Annotated in this window: 10 protein-coding genes; 7 read left to right on the forward strand and 3 right to left on the reverse strand. The window is 62.8% G+C overall.

The window, feature by feature from the left end; all coding sequences use genetic code 11:
* Positions 1-63: 63 nt before the first annotated feature.
* Positions 64-5739 (forward strand): HAMP domain-containing protein, encoded by a 5676-nt coding sequence (locus HRQ64_RS18855; protein ID WP_172125735.1) that lies wholly within the window; start codon positions 64-66, stop codon positions 5737-5739.
* The gene (locus tag HRQ64_RS18860; protein WP_248308281.1) at positions 5736-7775 is read left to right on the forward strand and encodes a response regulator; all 2040 of its coding nucleotides are present in this window, start codon (positions 5736-5738) and stop codon (positions 7773-7775) included. Before HRQ64_RS18855 ends, HRQ64_RS18860 begins: the two co-directional genes overlap by 4 nt.
* 26 nt (positions 7776-7801) lie before the next feature.
* On the opposite strand, the gene HRQ64_RS18865 is transcribed toward HRQ64_RS18860, so the two are convergent.
* Positions 7802-8218, reverse strand: a complete 417-nt coding sequence (locus tag HRQ64_RS18865; RefSeq protein ID WP_210258718.1) for a host attachment family protein — start codon at positions 8216-8218, stop codon at positions 7802-7804.
* A gap of 246 nt (positions 8219-8464) precedes the next feature.
* Here HRQ64_RS18865 and HRQ64_RS18870 point away from each other — a divergent pair, with 246 nt between their 5' ends.
* Both HRQ64_RS18870 and HRQ64_RS18875 read left to right on the forward strand, forming a co-directional pair.
* A complete protein-coding gene (locus HRQ64_RS18870) occupies positions 8465-9010 on the forward strand; it encodes a GNAT family N-acetyltransferase (RefSeq protein WP_127754618.1) in 546 nt (181 codons plus the stop codon).
* Positions 9011-9028: 18 nt separating this feature from the next.
* Positions 9029-9841, forward strand: coding sequence for a universal stress protein (locus tag HRQ64_RS18875; protein WP_172125651.1), 813 nt, complete (start codon positions 9029-9031; stop codon positions 9839-9841).
* A 100-nt stretch (positions 9842-9941) separates the two neighbouring features.
* Here the strand turns inward: HRQ64_RS18875 and HRQ64_RS18880 are convergent, their stop codons facing one another.
* Both HRQ64_RS18880 and HRQ64_RS18885 read right to left on the reverse strand, forming a co-directional pair.
* Positions 9942-10529, reverse strand: coding sequence for a helix-turn-helix domain-containing protein (locus HRQ64_RS18880; protein WP_127754616.1), 588 nt, complete (start codon positions 10527-10529; stop codon positions 9942-9944).
* A gap of 79 nt (positions 10530-10608) precedes the next feature.
* Complete coding sequence (locus tag HRQ64_RS18885; RefSeq protein ID WP_248308282.1) at positions 10609-11280, reverse strand: DUF1269 domain-containing protein; 672 nt, start codon at positions 11278-11280, stop codon at positions 10609-10611.
* A gap of 221 nt (positions 11281-11501) precedes the next feature.
* Here HRQ64_RS18885 and HRQ64_RS18890 point away from each other — a divergent pair, with 221 nt between their 5' ends.
* From HRQ64_RS18890 to HRQ64_RS18900, 3 genes are read left to right on the forward strand one after another with little or no spacing between them, the layout of a single operon-like run.
* A complete protein-coding gene (locus HRQ64_RS18890) occupies positions 11502-12695 on the forward strand; it encodes an NAD-dependent epimerase/dehydratase family protein (RefSeq protein WP_172125653.1) in 1194 nt (397 codons plus the stop codon).
* 9 nt (positions 12696-12704) lie between these two features.
* On the forward strand, positions 12705-14432 hold the full coding sequence (locus HRQ64_RS18895) for a cellulose biosynthesis cyclic di-GMP-binding regulatory protein BcsB (RefSeq protein WP_172125655.1): 1728 nt from the start codon (positions 12705-12707) through the stop codon (positions 14430-14432).
* Complete coding sequence (locus HRQ64_RS18900) at positions 14426-16330, forward strand: glycosyltransferase family 2 protein (RefSeq protein WP_172125657.1); 1905 nt, start codon at positions 14426-14428, stop codon at positions 16328-16330. Before HRQ64_RS18895 ends, HRQ64_RS18900 begins: the two co-directional genes overlap by 7 nt.
* The last annotated feature ends 82 nt before the right edge of the window (positions 16331-16412 follow it).

The raw sequence follows: 16412 nt of genomic DNA on the forward strand, positions 1-16412 counted from the left end.
AGAAGGGTTTTGGCCGCCCGCAAGAGGCTGACTGGCCGCGATGAGGAGCACACTACCTTGACCATGACCGCCCCCACCCAACAGCTCGATCGCCGTCATATCCTCAACGCCCTGCGCGCCTTCCGGCGCGGCGATTTTTCGGTACGGCTGGACGGGGATTTCGACGGCATCGACTTCGAGATCGCCCAGAGCTTCAACGAAATCGTTGAGCTCAACGAGGCGCTGACCGATGAATTTGCCCGTCTGGGGCGCGTGGTGGGCAAGGATGGGCGCATCGGCGAGCGCGCGCATGTGCGCAATGCCAGCGGCAGCTGGGAAGCCAGCGTGCGCTCGGTGAACGAACTGATCGAAGACATGGTGCAGCCCACGGCGGAAGTGGCGCGCGTGATCGGGGCGGTGGCCAAGGGCGATCTCAGCCAATCGATGATGGAAGAGATCGATGGCCGTCCGCTGCGCGGCGAGTTCCTGCGCATCGGCAAGGTGGTCAACACCATGGTCGATCAGCTCAACAGCTTTGCCTCGGAAGTGACGCGCGTGGCGCGCGAAGTGGGCACCGAGGGCAAGCTCGGGGGTCAGGCGCAGGTCAAGGGCGTGGCCGGCACCTGGAAGGATCTCACCGACAATGTGAACTCCATGGCGGCCAACCTCACCAGCCAGGTGCGCAACATTGCCGAAGTGACCACGGCCGTCGCCAATGGCGATTTGAGCCGCAAGATCACCGTGGAGGTGAAGGGCGAGGTGCTCGAGCTCAAGAACACCATCAATACCATGGTGGACCAGCTCAACGCCTTTGCTTCGGAAGTGACGCGCGTGGCTCGCGAAGTGGGCACCGAAGGCAAGCTGGGCGGCCAGGCGCGCGTTGAAGGCGTCGGCGGCACCTGGAAGGACCTCACCGACAATGTGAACCTGATGGCCGAGAATCTCACCGGTCAGGTGCGCAACATTGCCGAAGTGACCACCGCCGTGGCCTCGGGCGATTTGTCCAAAAAGATTACCGTGGACGTGAAGGGCGAAATCCTCGAGCTCAAATCCACCATCAACACCATGGTGGACCAGCTCAATTCCTTTGCTTCGGAAGTGACCCGCGTGGCGCGTGAAGTGGGTACCGAAGGCAAGCTCGGCGGTCAGGCGCAGGTGCGCGGCGTTGGCGGCACCTGGAAGGATCTCACCGACAATGTGAACTTGATGGCGGCGAACCTGACCGGTCAGGTTCGCAATATCGCCGAAGTGACCACCGCCGTCGCGTCGGGCGATTTGTCCAAGAAGATCACCGTTGATGTGAAGGGGGAAATCCTCGAGCTCAAATCCACCATCAATACCATGGTGGACCAGCTCAATTCCTTTGCCGGGGAAGTGACGCGCGTGGCGCGCGAAGTGGGCACCGAAGGCAAGCTGGGCGGCCAGGCCGATGTGAAGGGCGTCGGCGGCACCTGGAAGGATCTGACCGACAATGTGAACCTGATGGCCGCGAATCTGACCGGTCAGGTGCGCAATATCGCCGAAGTGACCACCGCCGTGGCGCGTGGCGATCTGTCCAAAAAAATCACCGTGGATGTGAAGGGTGAAATCCTCGAGCTCAAGGACACCATCAATACCATGGTGGACCAGCTCAATTCCTTCGCCGGTGAAGTGACGCGCGTGGCGCGCGAAGTGGGTACCGAAGGTAAGCTCGGTGGCCAGGCCCATGTGGAGGGCGTGGCCGGCACCTGGAAGGATCTGACTGACAATGTGAACTCGATGGCGCAGAACCTGACCGGTCAGGTGCGCAACATCGCCGAGGTGACCACCGCCGTGGCCTCGGGTGACCTCAGCAAAAAGATCACCGTCGACGTGAAGGGGGAAATCCTCGAGCTCAAGAACACCATCAACACCATGGTGGACCAGCTCAACTCCTTTGCCTCGGAAGTGACGCGCGTGGCGCGCGAAGTGGGCACGGACGGCAAGCTCGGCGGTCAGGCGCAGGTGCGCGGCGTTGCCGGGACCTGGAAGGACCTGACCGACAATGTGAACGCCATGGCCGCCAACCTGACGGGCCAGGTGCGTAACATCGCCGAAGTGACCACCGCCGTGGCCTCGGGTGATTTGTCCAAAAAAATCACCGTGGCGGTGCGCGGGGAAATCCTCGAGCTCAAGGACACCATCAACACCATGGTGGACCAGCTCAACTCCTTTGCCTCGGAAGTGACGCGCGTGGCGCGCGAAGTGGGTACCGAAGGTAAGCTCGGCGGTCAGGCCCAGGTGCGCGGCGTCGGTGGCACCTGGAAGGATCTCACGGACAATGTGAACCTGATGGCGGCGAACCTCACCGGTCAGGTGCGCAATATCGCCGAAGTGACCACCGCCGTGGCCTCGGGTGACTTGTCCAAGAAGATCACCGTGGACGTGAAGGGCGAGATCCTCGAGCTTAAATCCACCATCAACACCATGGTGGACCAGCTCAACTCCTTTGCCGGCGAAGTGACGCGCGTGGCGCGCGAAGTGGGTACCGAGGGCAAGCTCGGGGGTCAGGCGCGAGTGGAAGGCGTGGCCGGCACCTGGAAGGACCTCACCGACAATGTGAACCTGATGGCGACCAACCTCACCAATCAGGTGCGCGGCATTGCCGAGGTGGTGACCGCGGTGGCCCAGGGTAACCTCAAGCGCAAGCTCGCGGTGGATGCCAAGGGCGAAATCGCCGCCCTTGCCGAAACCATCAACGGCATGATCGAAACCCTCGCGACCTTTGCCGACCAGGTGACCAATGTGGCGCGCGAAGTGGGTATCGAGGGCAAGCTCGGTGGCCAGGCGCGCGTGCCAGGCGCGGCGGGCCTATGGCGCGACCTCACCGACAATGTGAACCAGCTCGCGGCCAATCTCACCACCCAGGTGCGCGCCATTGCCGAAGTGTCCACTGCCGTGACCAAGGGCGATCTGACCCGCTCGATCTCGGTGGAAGCCTCGGGTGAAGTCGCCGCGCTCAAGGACAACATCAACGAGATGATCCGGAATTTGAAGGATCAGACCCTTAAGAATGCCGAGCAGGATTGGCTCAAGACCAATCTCGCCCGCTTTTCGCGAATGCTGCAGGGCGAGCGCGACCTCTCGACCGTGTCGCGCCTGATCATGAGCGAGCTCGCGCCGCTCGTGAACGCGCAATATGGCGTCTTCTATGTGACGACGCGCGAAGACAGCGAAACCCGGCTGGAACTCGCCGCCAGCTATGGGGCGGAAAGCCACGCCCAGATCCGCAGCCAGGTGGCGCTGCGCGAAGGGCTGATCGGGCAAAGCGCCGCTGACCGGCGCGTCATCATGCTCGACAATGTGCCGCCCGATTTCCTCAAGATCAGCTCGGGCCTTGGCTCGGCCGATCCGGCCAATGTCATCATCCTGCCGGCTCTCTTTGAAGAAGAGGTCAAGGCCGTGATCGAGCTCGCCTCGTTCAGCGAGTTCAACGACACCCATCAGAGCTTCCTCAACCAGTTGATGGAATCGGTGGGCATCGTGCTCAACACCATTGCGGCCACCATGCGCACCGAGGGGCTGCTCAAACAGTCCCAGTTGCTGACCGCCGAGCTGCAGTCGCGCCAGTCCGAACTCACGAAAAAGCAGGAAGAGCTGCACGCCACCAACGAGGAGCTGCAGGAAAAGGCACAACTGCTCGAAAACGAGAAAAAGCAGGTCGAGAACAAGAATCTCGAAATCGAAATGGCCCGCCGGGCGCTCGAGGAAAAGGCCGAACAGCTGGCGCTGACCTCCAAATACAAGTCCGAGTTCCTGGCCAATATGTCCCACGAGCTGCGCACGCCGCTCAATTCGCTGCTGATCCTGTCCAAGCTCCTCGCCTCCAACCAGCAGGGGAACCTGAACGACAAGCAGGTGGAATTCGCCCGCACCATCAATGCGGCGGGCACGGACCTGCTCAACCTCATCAACGACATTCTCGATCTCTCCAAGATCGAGTCCGGCACAGTTTCCATCGATATCGGTCATGTGAAGCTGACCCAGCTGCGCCAGCATATGGAGCGCACCTTCCGCCAGCTCGCCACCGACAAGGGGCTGAACTTTGCCATCGACATCGATCCGGCGCTGCCCGAAACCATGCGCACCGACGAAAAGCGGCTGCAGCAGGTGGTGCTGAACCTCCTATCGAACGCCTTCAAGTTCACCGCACAAGGGCAGGTCAAACTCCGCTTCGGCCTCGAAGCGGTGGATGCGCACGGCCAAGGCGGGAGTCGCATGCTCGCTGTCGCCGTCAGCGATACCGGCATCGGCATTCCCGAGGAAAAGCAGAAGCTGATCTTTGAAGCCTTCCAGCAGGCCGATGGCACGACCAGCCGCAAATACGGCGGCACTGGGCTTGGGCTCTCGATTAGCCGCGAGATCGCCAATCTCCTGGGGGGCGAACTCAAGGTGCAGAGCACGCCCGGCCAGGGCTCGACTTTCACCCTTGTCGTGCCCCTTGATGGCCCCGAAACGCTGGGCCTGCAGCATAGCCCCGCTGCGGTCGAGCCCAGTCCCGCGAGCCCAGCCAGCCCGGGGGAGGCGCCCGATGGCGACGATCGCAACACGATCCAGCCCGGCGACAAGGTGATCCTGATCGTCGAGGACGACCCGACCTTTGGCCGGGTGCTGCTGGATGTCGCCCGTTCCGCCGGGCTCAAGGGCGTACTGTCCAATGCCGGCTCGGGCACGTTGTCATTGGCACGCAAGACCATGCCCGACGCGATCACGCTTGATCTTGGGCTCAGCGACATCGATGGCTGGGTGCTGTTTGACCTGTTGCAGCACGATCCCAAGACCGCATCGATCCCGATCCACGTGATTTCGGGCGCCGAGCATGCGGCGGAGCTGACCGCCAAGGGCGCGGCCAGCGTGATGCTCAAGCCGGTTGATCCGCAGCAGCTGACGGCCGTGTTCGAGGCGATCAGCAGCAATCCGGAGCGCAATCATCGCCGTGTGCTCGTGGTAGACGCCGACGCCGAGCGGCGCCTGGCCACCACCGAGGCGATTCGGGACGGGCTGACCGCCGTCACCGCCGTGGCGCTGCTGCCGGCCAATAGCGATGAGGCGGCGCTGGATGGCTATGATCACGTCGTGGTCGCGATTGGCCGCTCCGCCAAGGACGACCAGGCCGCTCTTGGGCGGCTTGGCAGCCACGGGAGCGCAGTTCTGGGCAAGACGGTGATCTTTGGCGCCAATGCCGAAGCGCTGCTGGGCTCGGCGGCAAACAGCGCCCTTGCCGGCCTGCCGCGCGCCGAAAGCCTGTCCCAGCTGACCGAGCTCGTCGCGCGCCAGCCAGCGTCCGGCCCGGGCGAAAGCGATCGCGCTGCCACCCAGGATCTGGTGGGCACCAAGGTGCTGATCATCGACGATGACATCCGCAACATTTATTCGCTCACCAGCATGCTCGAAACCTGCGGCATCGAGGTGCTGCATGCTGAAAGCGGGCGCGAGGGCATCGCCATCCTCGAGCAAAATCCCGACACCCATATTGCCCTGGTCGACATCATGATGCCCGAAATGGATGGCTACGAAACCATGCGCACGATCCGGGGCCGCCTGGCCCTGGCGCATATTCCGCTGATCTCGGTCACCGCCAAGGCGATGAAGGGGGACCGGCAGAAATGCCTCGATGCAGGAGCGTCCGATTACATTGCCAAGCCGGTGGATCTTGATTTGTTGCTGGCCCTGCTGCGGGTCTGGGTCGCGCGTTCGCGGGAACGGAGCGCGGCATTGGGCATGACTGCGACGCGCGCATGACCGCGGGTTTGACCGAGCTGAGCGGAATGGAACTGGGCCGCCCTGGCGACGGCCTGGCCGGGGCGGCGCCGCGTCCGCGCGTGCTGGTGGTGGATGATGATCCGCGCAATCTCCTGGCGCTGAGCGAAGTGCTCCAGGATGTAGCCGAAATCGTCACCGCGTCCTCGGGCACCGAAGCGCTGCGATTCCTGCTCAAGGAGCAGTTCGCGGTGATCCTGCTCGATGTGCTGATGCCCGGGATCGATGGCTATGAAACGGCCAAGCTCGTGCGCATGCGCGAGCAGTCGCGCGACATCCCGATCATCTTCCTGACCGCGATCAACAAGGAAGATGCCCATCTGATGCGCGGCTATGACAGCGGCGCGGTGGACTTCGTGTTCAAGCCGTTCGATCCCACCATCCTGCGCTCCAAGGTGCAGATTTTTGTCAGCCTGTTTGAAAAAACCCGCGAGATCGAGCGTAATGCCGAGCGCGAGCAGGTGCTGCTGCACCAGGCGCTGCGCGCCCAGGCCGAAAAGCTGCGCACGGACCAGGCGCTGCGTGAAGCCGAAGAGCGCCAGGCCCTGCTGCTGCGCTCCCTGCCGCTTGCGGTTTATCAGGTCGAGGCCGGGGCCGGGGCGCCCAGCTTCATTGCCGGCGATATCGAGAGCCTGACCGGGTTTTCCCCCGAGGCCTTTGCCGAGGACGCAAGGCTTTGGCTCGGGCGCATCCACCCCGACGATCGCGACGGGGGCACTGACGCGGCAGGCGAGGCCTTCAAGCCGGGCGAGTATCGCTGGCAGCATCGCGACGGCTCTTATCGCGTGTTCGTGGATCAAAGGGTGCCGGTTTCCGGGCGGGATGGCATTCATGTCGGCACGCTGCGCGACATCACCGAACAGCGCCGGCTCCAGGACCAATTGCTGCAATCGCAAAAGCTCGATGCGATCGGCAAGCTGACCGGCGGGATCGCGCACGACTTCAACAATCTCCTCGCTTCCGTGCTGAGCGGGATTGGCCTCCTTGAGCGGCGCAGCGAACTTGATGAACGCGGTCGCAAGGTTTTGGGCATGATGCGCCATGCCGCCCAGCAAGGCGCGCATCTGGTTAATCGCATGCTGACCTTTTCGCGCCGGCAGAACCTGCAGCCCGAGGTGATCCGGATCGAGGCGGTGGCGCAGGCGCTTGATGGCCTGCTGGCGCCGGTGCTGGGCGGGCTCGTGACGCTGAGCTGGGAACTCGAGGCGGCGCTTTGGCCCGCCTTTGTGGACGGGGGCGAGCTTGAGCTGGCGCTGATGAATCTCGTGATCAATGCGCGCGATGCCATGCCGACGGGCGGCACGGTGACCATCACTGGCGTTAACCGGCACCTGCCGGTTGCCAGAGGGGACCTCAAGGCCGGCGATTACGTTGTGCTGTCGGTCGCCGATACCGGCACCGGCATTCCGCCCGAACTGCTGGAGCGGGTGCTTGAGCCCTTTTTTACCACCAAGGATGCCGGCAAGGGCACAGGCCTGGGCTTAAGCTCCGTGCTGGGCTTTGCCCAGCAGTCGGGGGGAACGCTGCTCACTTCAAGCGTTGTGGGGGCGGGCACGGTTATGGAGGTCTGGTTGCCGCGCTGCGCCGAGATCGCCCCCAGCCTGATCTCGGACGCGATCAGCGAGCCGGAACTGGCTGTCACCGCCGGGCAAACGATTTTGCTGGTCGATGACGCGGTGGGTTTGCGCGATCTTACCCAGATGCATCTGAGCGATGCCGGTTATGCGGTCACTTGCGCGGCGAGCGGCACCGAGGCGCTGGAGTTGATCCGGGGCGGGGCGGACCGCTTCGACGTCATTGTCACCGATTATGCCATGCCCAACATGTCCGGACTTGACCTGATCACAGCCGCGCGGGCGCAGCGGCCGCTATGGCCGGCCGTCATCATCAGCGGCTACGCCGATCTGGAAGACGTCGCTCGCCGGCCAGCCGATGTTCCGCTGCTGGCCAAGCCCTTTACCCGGGCCGCATTGCTGCAGGCGGTCCGCAATGTCGCCGTCCAGCGCTCGACGCACTAGCGGCGCTTAAAACAAGGCGGTCGGCGTCAGCCGGCCGCGTCGCGGACGGCGGCGGCGATTTCCGTGGTTGTGCGATTGGTGAGTTCCTTGGGCAGCTCCAGCATGATGCTGGCCGAAACGGTCTTGTGCATGGTTTGGCGCAGCTGACCCAGGGTCTGCGGATCGGCCGCGAGCACGAGATGCTCGAACTTGTTGGCCTGCTTCATTGTGTAAAGGGCTTCGGCCAGTTGCTTGGCGAAGGTCGCCTCGTCGGTCTGGCGGGGCGTTTGCTCTTCGGGGCGGACCCCGGACGGGCCTTCGCGGTCAAGGTTCTGTGGGGTGAGGCGCTGTTCTTCGGTCAGGCTCAGATTTGCCCTGATCCCATGGGTGCGCAGTAGCACGGCCTGGTGCCCATCAGCGACCACCACCAGCGTGCGCTGGGGAATGTAAATGATGTCGGACATGATTGATTTTCCTGGGTCCCCGCGGGCGGGCGATTTGCAGGCAAACGAAGCGGTTGGGCGCGATGTTCCCGGTTTTGCCCGCATGGGCTTAACGAGGTCGTAAACCCCACGCGCATTCGCTCGGCAAACCGGCCCGCCAGGACGCGCGGGAATTGATAAGCGTCAAAACCTTGCTGCGGGAATGGGGCATGGTGCGGGCCACCGCCCGGCGCAAAGCCGGTCGGCGCGAGCAGGAGCGCCACCGCCATGGCTCAATGGGAGACCGACCTCACCACCCGCACCGGCTTTACCTTTCATGTCCGGCCTGTTCGGGGGGATGACGCGGCGGCGCTGCAGGAATTCTTCGGGCATGTCTCGCCCGAGGATCTGCGCTTCCGGTTCCTCAGCACGGTCAAGAAGGTGGGTCAGGATCGCCTCCGGGCCATGACCGAGGTCGACCATCAGCGCACTGAAAATTTCGTGGCCATCGACCCCGAGACGGACGCAGTGATCGCGACGGCCATGCTGGCCTGCGATCCCGCCATGGCGGTGGGGGAAGTCGCCATCTCCATCCGGCAGGACTTCAAGAGCCGCGGCGTGAGCTGGGAGCTGCTGGGCTATGTGAGCCGCTTTGCCCAGGCCAGGGGCGTTGGGCGGCTCGAGTCGATCGAGGACCGCTCCAATCTGTCGGCCATCAGTCTCGAAAAGGAGATGGGTTTCACCTCCCGGGCCTGCCCGGGCGATCCCACAGTGGTTGTGCTGGAAAAGCAATTGCGCCCCCTGGCCGGGGCGCTCGATGCGCATCAATCCTAAGGCGAAAAGGGCTGCAAAATGATCAAGAACATCGTGGTTCATCTCACCGGTTCAGACCAGGACCAAGCGCGCCTGGGGGTAGCCGAATCCATTGGCAACCGCTTCGATGCCCATCTGACGGGGCTTTACGTGCATATCCTGCCCGAAACCTCCGATCTCGACCCCATCGTGATGGCCGGGATGGAACCCTGGTTCGAGCAGTCCGCTGCGCGCGCCGATGAAAGCTTCAAAAAGCTCAAAACCCGGTTCGACGATTTGGGCATCCCCCATGATGTGCGCCGGCTCGATGTGTCGTCGGGCGCTGCGGGGCAGGCCATGGCTGCGCGCGCCCGCGTCGCCGACCTTTTTGTGGCAGCCCGGCCCGAAGAGGATCCGGCTGAGGACGTGAACATGGAAGTGTCCGTGTTGTTCGGCTCGGGACGGGCGTGCTTGTTCGTGCCCCAGAATGGCCGGCACACCAATGGCTTCAATAGGGTGACGGTCGCCTGGGATGGCAGCCGCGAGGCGGTGCGCGCCATTACCGAAGCCATGCCCTTTCTTGAGCAAGCCAGCCAGGTCATCATCGTGTCACTGCGCCAGGATGAGGACGCCCTGTCCGCTGGTGATCTTGCCCGCCATCTGCGGCGCCACGGCATCTCGGCCGAGGTCAGGACGCTCGACACCGATACCGAAGGTTCTGGGGAAGCCTTGCTGGACGAGGTCGGGCGCACCGGGGCCAATCTGCTGGTGATGGGCGGCTATGGCCATTCCAAATTCATGGACTGGGTGCTGGGCGGGGCCACCCGCTATGTGCTGACCCATGCCGATATTCCGGTGCTGATGGCCCGCTAGCGCCGTGCCTGCTTAGACGGTTGTGTCCCAAGGGCCTGGTGGTGCACTGAGGCGCTCTGGCCCGCCCTCCCCCAGCGGGGAGGGGGCGGGAGCTATCCGATCACTGAATCTGCTGGAGTGCGGGCAGGTTCAGCACTTTGATGTAGTGGGTGCTGGGCACGCTGACGATCCCGGCATCCTTGAACCGCCGCAGGACCCGCGAAACCGTTTCGGGGCTGATGCCAAGATAAGCGGCGATGTCGAGCCGGTGCATGGGAAGCGCCAGGAGATTGTTGCCGTTGCGCTCGACGAGGTCGCAAAAGAACGCCGCGAGCCGCGCATCGGCCGTTCCCAGCGAAACGATCAACAATTGTTCGCGCAGGCGGGTGAGGCTGGGCAGGAGTTGCTTGTGGCGCCATTCGGCGGCATTGGGGTCCTTGGTGGGCCCGAACACCCGAATACCGGTGGTTCCTGCCGATTCAGCGGAGAAACAGTGTTCGCTTTCGCTTTCCCAGCCAAACACTTCGTTGGGAAAAAAGAACCCGCCGACCTGGCGATTGCCGCCATAGGTCACGCGGGCCAGGAGGACGCACCCGAACTGTACCGAGTACAGGGACCCCGAAGGGTCCCCTTGCCGGTAGATCTTCATGCCATTGCTGTAGATGGAGATAGGTGCCTCGGCACTGGAGGTCTTAACATGTTGGCTCATGCCTGGCTCCTAAGGGTTCATTGCGCTGCTGATCGGGAGGGTCGTCAGTCTGGGGCAGCAAGATGCATGGCATGGCTCCTTAGGCTGCGACCGGATTGTCTTGCTGGCGAGCGCGCATGATTGCCTCGTGCAGCTTTTTCTCCTGGTCGGGCGAAAGCGAGCTTTTCAGGATCGTGCCATTGAACTTGGACAGCTCGGCGATAACCTTTTCCGGTTGCGCCTTGCGCACGAGGATGAACAAGGCCGAGGTGCCGGGCGTGAGCTTTTCCGCCACGGAGCGGACAAAGGTGTCATCCAGCCCATAATCGACGAGCGACCCCGAAATGGCGCCAGTGGCAGCGCCAAGCAGTCCGCCTATGGCCAGGCCGGCGAGCGGATTGAGAAACAACAGGCCGACAAGGGTGCCCCAGGCGATGCCCGAAAGCCCACCATAGGCGGCGCCCGCGCCGGCCACATTGTAACTCTGCTTGAGATTGATCTTGCCGTCGTGGCGGCGGATCACCACCACGGCATCGTCGAGATCAATCAGGTACTCCTTTTGGAGTTGATTGAGTTCGTGGAGCACGCGGTCGGCTTCATTCACGTCGTCAAACGATATCGCTATTAGGTCACTCACCTTGCCATCTCCTTGAAAATCAAGTGTGTCCGCCGGTACGTGAACTGAAGAAGCTTCACCGCCGTCCTGACAAAAATCAAAATACGTCGAGGCAATATTTAGTTCCGTTGCCATAGTACTTGGATTTTGATTCATAGAAGAACTGCGATCGTGGCAATTTAGATTGTGTGACAGTCTGAAATACACGCGAGCAAATAGTGGAATAAGTCTCTAACTTTATTGTTCCGGATTGTCTTCTTTGTACCGGAACAATTCCGCAATCTTGACCAATGTCAATAAGCTGTTCGATGTGCCCCCTATGATCCCCCGCTATCAGGAGCGTCCTCCCGGATGCATGTCCCAGTGCGGAGTTGAAAATGCGATCGGTACTCGTTCTTGGCGGGGACGGCTTTTGCGGCTGGCCCACAGCCTTGCACCTTTCGGCCCGCGGCTACCGGGTTGGCATCATCGACAATCTGTCGCGCCGCCACATCGATGACGAAATGGGCGCGGGCAGCCTTAGCCCGATCACCTCCATTCGGGAGCGGCTCGACATCTGGCGGGATATATCGGGCCAGCAGATCGACTACTTCTTTATCGACGTCGCCCGCGACTTCCACAGCCTGCGCGACGCCATCGAGATATTTGCGCCCGATACCGTCGTCCACTTTGCTGAACAACGCTCCGCCCCTTACTCGATGACCAATTCAAGTCACAAGCGCTATACGATGGAGAACAATATTGGTGGCACGCACAACTTGCTGGCGGCCATTGTTGATCTTGCCAAGTCTATTCACGTCGTCCATCTGGGGACGACCGGCGTTTATGGTTATGCCAGCGCCGGGGTCGAAATCCCCGAAGGCTATCTCGATGTCCTGATCAAGGCCCACGACAATGATTTTGTGAAGCGCTCGATCCTGTTCCCCACCAGTCCCGGCTCGGTCTACCACCTGACCAAGTCGATGGATCAGCTGATCTTCCAATACTACGCCCACAATGATCGCCTGCCGATCACCGATCTGCACCAGGGCATTGTTTGGGGCACGCAGACCGAGGAAACCCGCCAGCACGACGGGCTCGTGAACCGCTTCGATTATGATGGCGATTACGGCACGGTGCTCAATCGCTTCCTGATGCAGGCCGTGGTGGGCCATGCCCTGACCGTGCATGGCACCGGAGGGCAGACGCGCGCCTTTATCAACATCCAGGACACGGTGCGCTGCGTCCAGCTCGCCATCGACAATCCGCCCCAGCCCGGCGATCGGGTCAAGATCTTCAACCAGGTCGCCGAAACCAAACGGGTGCGGGACCTGGCCGAGATGATCGCCGCCATGACCGGCGCGCGCATCGCCTATGTCGACAATCCCCGCAATGAAGACGCCGAAAACGATCTGCTCATGTCCAATGCGGCTTTCCGATCTTTAGGGCTCGATCCGATCCTGCTGCGTGAACAGCTGTTCGGCGAAACCATGGAAATCGTGGAGCGCTTCAAGTCGCGCTACAACCCCAAAATGGTGGCGGCCCGCTCCTTGTGGACCCGAAACCATCGCCCCGGCCTTGTGAAAGAGTGAGTTTGAGCCATGCGTGATGCCCTCCGCCTCGTCATGTTCGCCGTGATCATCTTTGGGGTAACGACACTGTCCGTGTTGTTCAGCGACCCCGGCTTTGCCGCCAATCTCACCGAGCGCCTCGGCTTCTCGGAAGGAGGCGAGGCAGCACCCATCCAACTTGCGCAGGCTGACAGCCCGCCGGCCGGGGCTCCCCCAGCCCAGGGCCAAGCGGCGGCCCCTGCGGCGGCGGCGCAAGCCGAAGCGGCTCCAGCCGCTACCGGTCGACAACAGGCAGCTCCGGCCCGCTTGACCGCGGGCGAGGCAGTCGTGCGCATTCCTCGGGCACAGCCCGGCGTCTGGATGGGTCTGGCGGGTTTCCCCGCCCAGACTACCCTGCGTTTCCCCTTGCCCGAAGGCGTCAACATTGTTGAGGGCCAGGTGCAGCTGGATCTGCAAAGCGAGCTGGTCGAGCAGGGCGATGGATTATTGACCGTCCTCGTCAACGGCACCGAACGCGATGCCATTGTGCTCATGCGCGGCACGACCACGCTGCAGCTGACTTATCCCTTGCTGCCGGCAGATTTGGCGGCGGGAGAAATCCTCGTCACCCTCGATGCCAATGGCACCACCAATTGGGGCCAGATCTGTCCCACCAATGCCGCCAATCTGGGTGCTGCCATCGCGGTGCTCGAAAGCAGTGGGCTGGCCCTGCAGCTCGATGCGCCCCGCAGCGATGTGGAAACCAGGATCGCGCTCGCCTCCGAGCCGATCGGATTGTGGGCGCCCGACCAGCCGGCGATGCAGGCCTGGGCCACGCAGTGGTTGTCGCGCCAGGGTGTTCCGGCCCAAGCGCGCCCCCTGGACCAGAACGGATCTTTTTCGCTCGTGGCCGAGGCCGCCGAGCCCCTGAGCATGAACGACGCCGGTCAAATCACGCTTGCCGGAACGGAGGCCCTCGACATGGTCGCACGGATCAAGGGGGCTACATTGCCCGCCAGTTACGAGGCCCAATGGCCGCTGCCCATCAATGCGCTTACCCCCGATCTGGCGGCGCATACCTTCCGCGGCTCGAGCCGCTGGCTGCTCGATTACAAGCTCGCCGACCTGCCCGATGGGCTCGCGCCAGCACGCCTCCATCTAGCGCTCAAGACGAGTCAACTCGTCGAGCCAAACCAGTGGTCGCTGCGGGTGCTGCTCAATGGCAATCTCGTTCATGCCGCCAATCATCCCGGCACCGATGGCGCCATCACCCTCGATGTGCCATTGCCCGCCCAGTCCCAGTTCCTGTCCAACCAGCTGGCGATCGTCCTGGTAGACAATTCCCCCAACCAGGGCATCTGCCGGGCCGGGCCCGAAGCTGCCGCGCAATTGCTGCCCGAAAGCTATCTCGATCCCGTCCAGACCCCCGAAGGGGCCAAGCAGGTCCTCGTGTCCGCGCTGGCCGGCTCGGGCGGAGTCTTTGTTGCCGGTCCCGCCAGCGCCGACCAGGGCGCGACATTGCAGACCCAGCGCCTGCTTGACCTGATCCTGCCCCTCGATGTGCCGGCCTCGTTCCTCGAGGAAAAGCCGGTCAGCATCCAGATGCTGGACGAGCCCGCGCTCCAGGCGCTGCGCGACAACGATGCTTCCCAGGGCTTTCTTGTTGTTGCCCATGAAGGCCAGGACCCTGATGGCGTTGCCGTCTGGCCCTTGGACGAGTGGCGCGACCGCGGGACTGCCGATCCTGTTCAACCCGGTGCGCTGTTTGTATCATGGTAGAAACACCCCAACGCCAGGCACTCCAGCATCGGCTGCAGCCGGATCAATACAGATCCCATGATTCGGCGCCGCCGCTGCTTTCCCGCCCCGTAGCCAGCACCAGTGCCCCACAGGTGCTGGCGCTGGCTACGCTGATCTCGTTCGTGCTGCTGATCCTGGTCGAACGGCAACCGGCACTCCGGGCGATATTCCCGGACGGCGACCTTTATTTCTCGCAATATGACGGCAATTATGCCGTGCCGCTGCGCATCTTCGTGTTGAGCTTCTATCTGGCCTTCGCCACCACGATCCAGGCGCCAGGCTGGGCGCGGCTGCTGTTTGGCTTGGAGCTGGTGCTGCCTTTTGCCCTGTTCTGTGCCACGCTCGATCTTTGCAATGGCGTGTTGTTGGCGCTGACCGGCGCGAGCCTGCCCCTGCAGGCGATCAGCATCATCACCGGTCTCGCGGGCTTTTACATCTTTTCGCTCACCATGCTGTCCTGCGCCGATATGCCCGAGCGCGACGATGCTCCGCTCAACTTGCGGTTCAAGCTGGGCTCTCTGCTGACCCTTGCCAGCACCATCGTGATTTCGGCGGCGGTGTCCGTCTGGGTGATGCGGCTTGATCTGCCCATTGTTTACCGGCTGCGCGAGATGTCGCTGCTGGGGGGCGTCGCCGTCGGCCTGTTCATGTTCGTGCCGCTGATTTTCTTTCTTCTCAACATCCTGGCTGCGTTTCAGAACCTGTTCCGGGGCCGCAAGAATTTTGCCCCCGACATAACCCTGCTCATTCCGGCCCATAACGAAAGCCACAACATCGCCGCCGCCATCGCGGCGGCCGATATTGCGGCAGGCAATTATGCCGGCGCCGTGACGCTGATCGTTGTGGACAACAACTCCAGCGACGATACGCCGGCGGCGGCCGAGGCAGCCTTTGCGCGCTGCGAGCATGTGACGGGGCAGTTGCTGCGTGAGCCCACGCCGGGCAAGTCGCGTGCCTTGAACCGGGGCCTTGCGGCGGTGCAAACCGAGTTCTTTGCCCGCCTCGATGCCGATACGCTGCTCCATCCGCAGCTGCTGGCGGATTGTCTCGCGCACTTCGCCCATCCCTATGTCGGCTGTGTCGGTGGCATGCCCATGCCGCCAGGTGGCGGAGCCTTTGATGGGCCGCGCCAGATCGAGGTGTTGCTCAAGTCGGGCTATGATCAGGTCGCCTTCGGCGCTGCGGACGTGATCATCGGCATTCCCGGTATGTTCGCCTGCTACCGCACCGCGGTTGTGCGGGAGGTTGGCGGGTTCGCCAATGGCTTGAACGGCGAGGATACCGACGCCGCGCTGCGGATCGGGGAAGCCGGGTATCGGCTGATCGTTGATCCACAGCTGCGGTTCATCTCCGAGGTGCCACGCAGCTTTGCGCATCTGCGCGAACAGCGGCAGCGCTGGTATCGCTCGCTTTATCATGTGGCGGCCCGGAACCGCCAATTGCTGGCAGGTTTTACCCCCTCGGTGCGTGGCAAGATCGTGCTGCCCTTCATGCTGATGAATACGGGGCGGCGCGCCATGGGCTGGCCGCTGCTGTTTTTCGCGATCAACTTCCTGCTGCTTCATGCCGATCCCAGAAGCACGGCCAGCGCCACCTCGCTGCTGGCCATTCTGATGGGCGCCCCATTGCTCAACGCAGTTATCGCCATTCTCGTCAATCTTCGCCCTGGCGACTTGCTGCAGCTGCCCGCCTATATCGCCTTCCGCATGCTGCGCTATTATTTCACCCTGGAAGCGGTGCTTTCGATGACCTTCGAGCGCTACACCGCGCGCGCGGGGGTGCTGTCGCCAGCGCGCGAGCGGGCGCGGCTCGCCAATGAAAGGCGGATCGGCACTGCCCCCGCGATGGCGCACCGGACCATTGGGGCGACCAGCTAAGGCTCAGCTCGCCCCTGGCGCGAGGGTTCAGGCCACAGGGGCCAGGACCACCATCCCGATCAGTATCCGAAAAAAAGGGGGG

Origin of the sequence: Devosia sp. 919 (genome assembly GCF_013185965.1) — a bacterium.
Classification (GTDB): domain Bacteria; phylum Pseudomonadota; class Alphaproteobacteria; order Rhizobiales; family Devosiaceae; genus Devosia.

What these genes read in the sequence shown, in the direction of transcription:
- HRQ64_RS18855 (WP_172125735.1), top strand. Translation starts at nt 64, where the DNA reads ATGACCGCCCCCACCCAACAGCTCGATCGCCGTCATATCCTCAACGCC.
- HRQ64_RS18895 (WP_172125655.1), top strand. Translation starts at nt 12,705, where the DNA reads ATGCGTGATGCCCTCCGCCTCGTCATGTTCGCCGTGATCATCTTTGGG.
- HRQ64_RS18890 (WP_172125653.1), top strand. Translation starts at nt 11,502, where the DNA reads ATGCGATCGGTACTCGTTCTTGGCGGGGACGGCTTTTGCGGCTGGCCC.
- HRQ64_RS18900 (WP_172125657.1), top strand. Translation starts at nt 14,426, where the DNA reads ATGGTAGAAACACCCCAACGCCAGGCACTCCAGCATCGGCTGCAGCCG.
- HRQ64_RS18870 (WP_127754618.1), top strand. Translation starts at nt 8,465, where the DNA reads ATGGCTCAATGGGAGACCGACCTCACCACCCGCACCGGCTTTACCTTT.
- HRQ64_RS18865 (WP_210258718.1), bottom strand. Translation starts at nt 8,218, where the DNA reads ATGTCCGACATCATTTACATTCCCCAGCGCACGCTGGTGGTGGTCGCT.
- HRQ64_RS18860 (WP_248308281.1), top strand. Translation starts at nt 5,736, where the DNA reads ATGACCGCGGGTTTGACCGAGCTGAGCGGAATGGAACTGGGCCGCCCT.
- HRQ64_RS18885 (WP_248308282.1), bottom strand. Translation starts at nt 11,280, where the DNA reads ATGAATCAAAATCCAAGTACTATGGCAACGGAACTAAATATTGCCTCG.
- HRQ64_RS18880 (WP_127754616.1), bottom strand. Translation starts at nt 10,529, where the DNA reads ATGAGCCAACATGTTAAGACCTCCAGTGCCGAGGCACCTATCTCCATC.
- HRQ64_RS18875 (WP_172125651.1), top strand. Translation starts at nt 9,029, where the DNA reads ATGATCAAGAACATCGTGGTTCATCTCACCGGTTCAGACCAGGACCAA.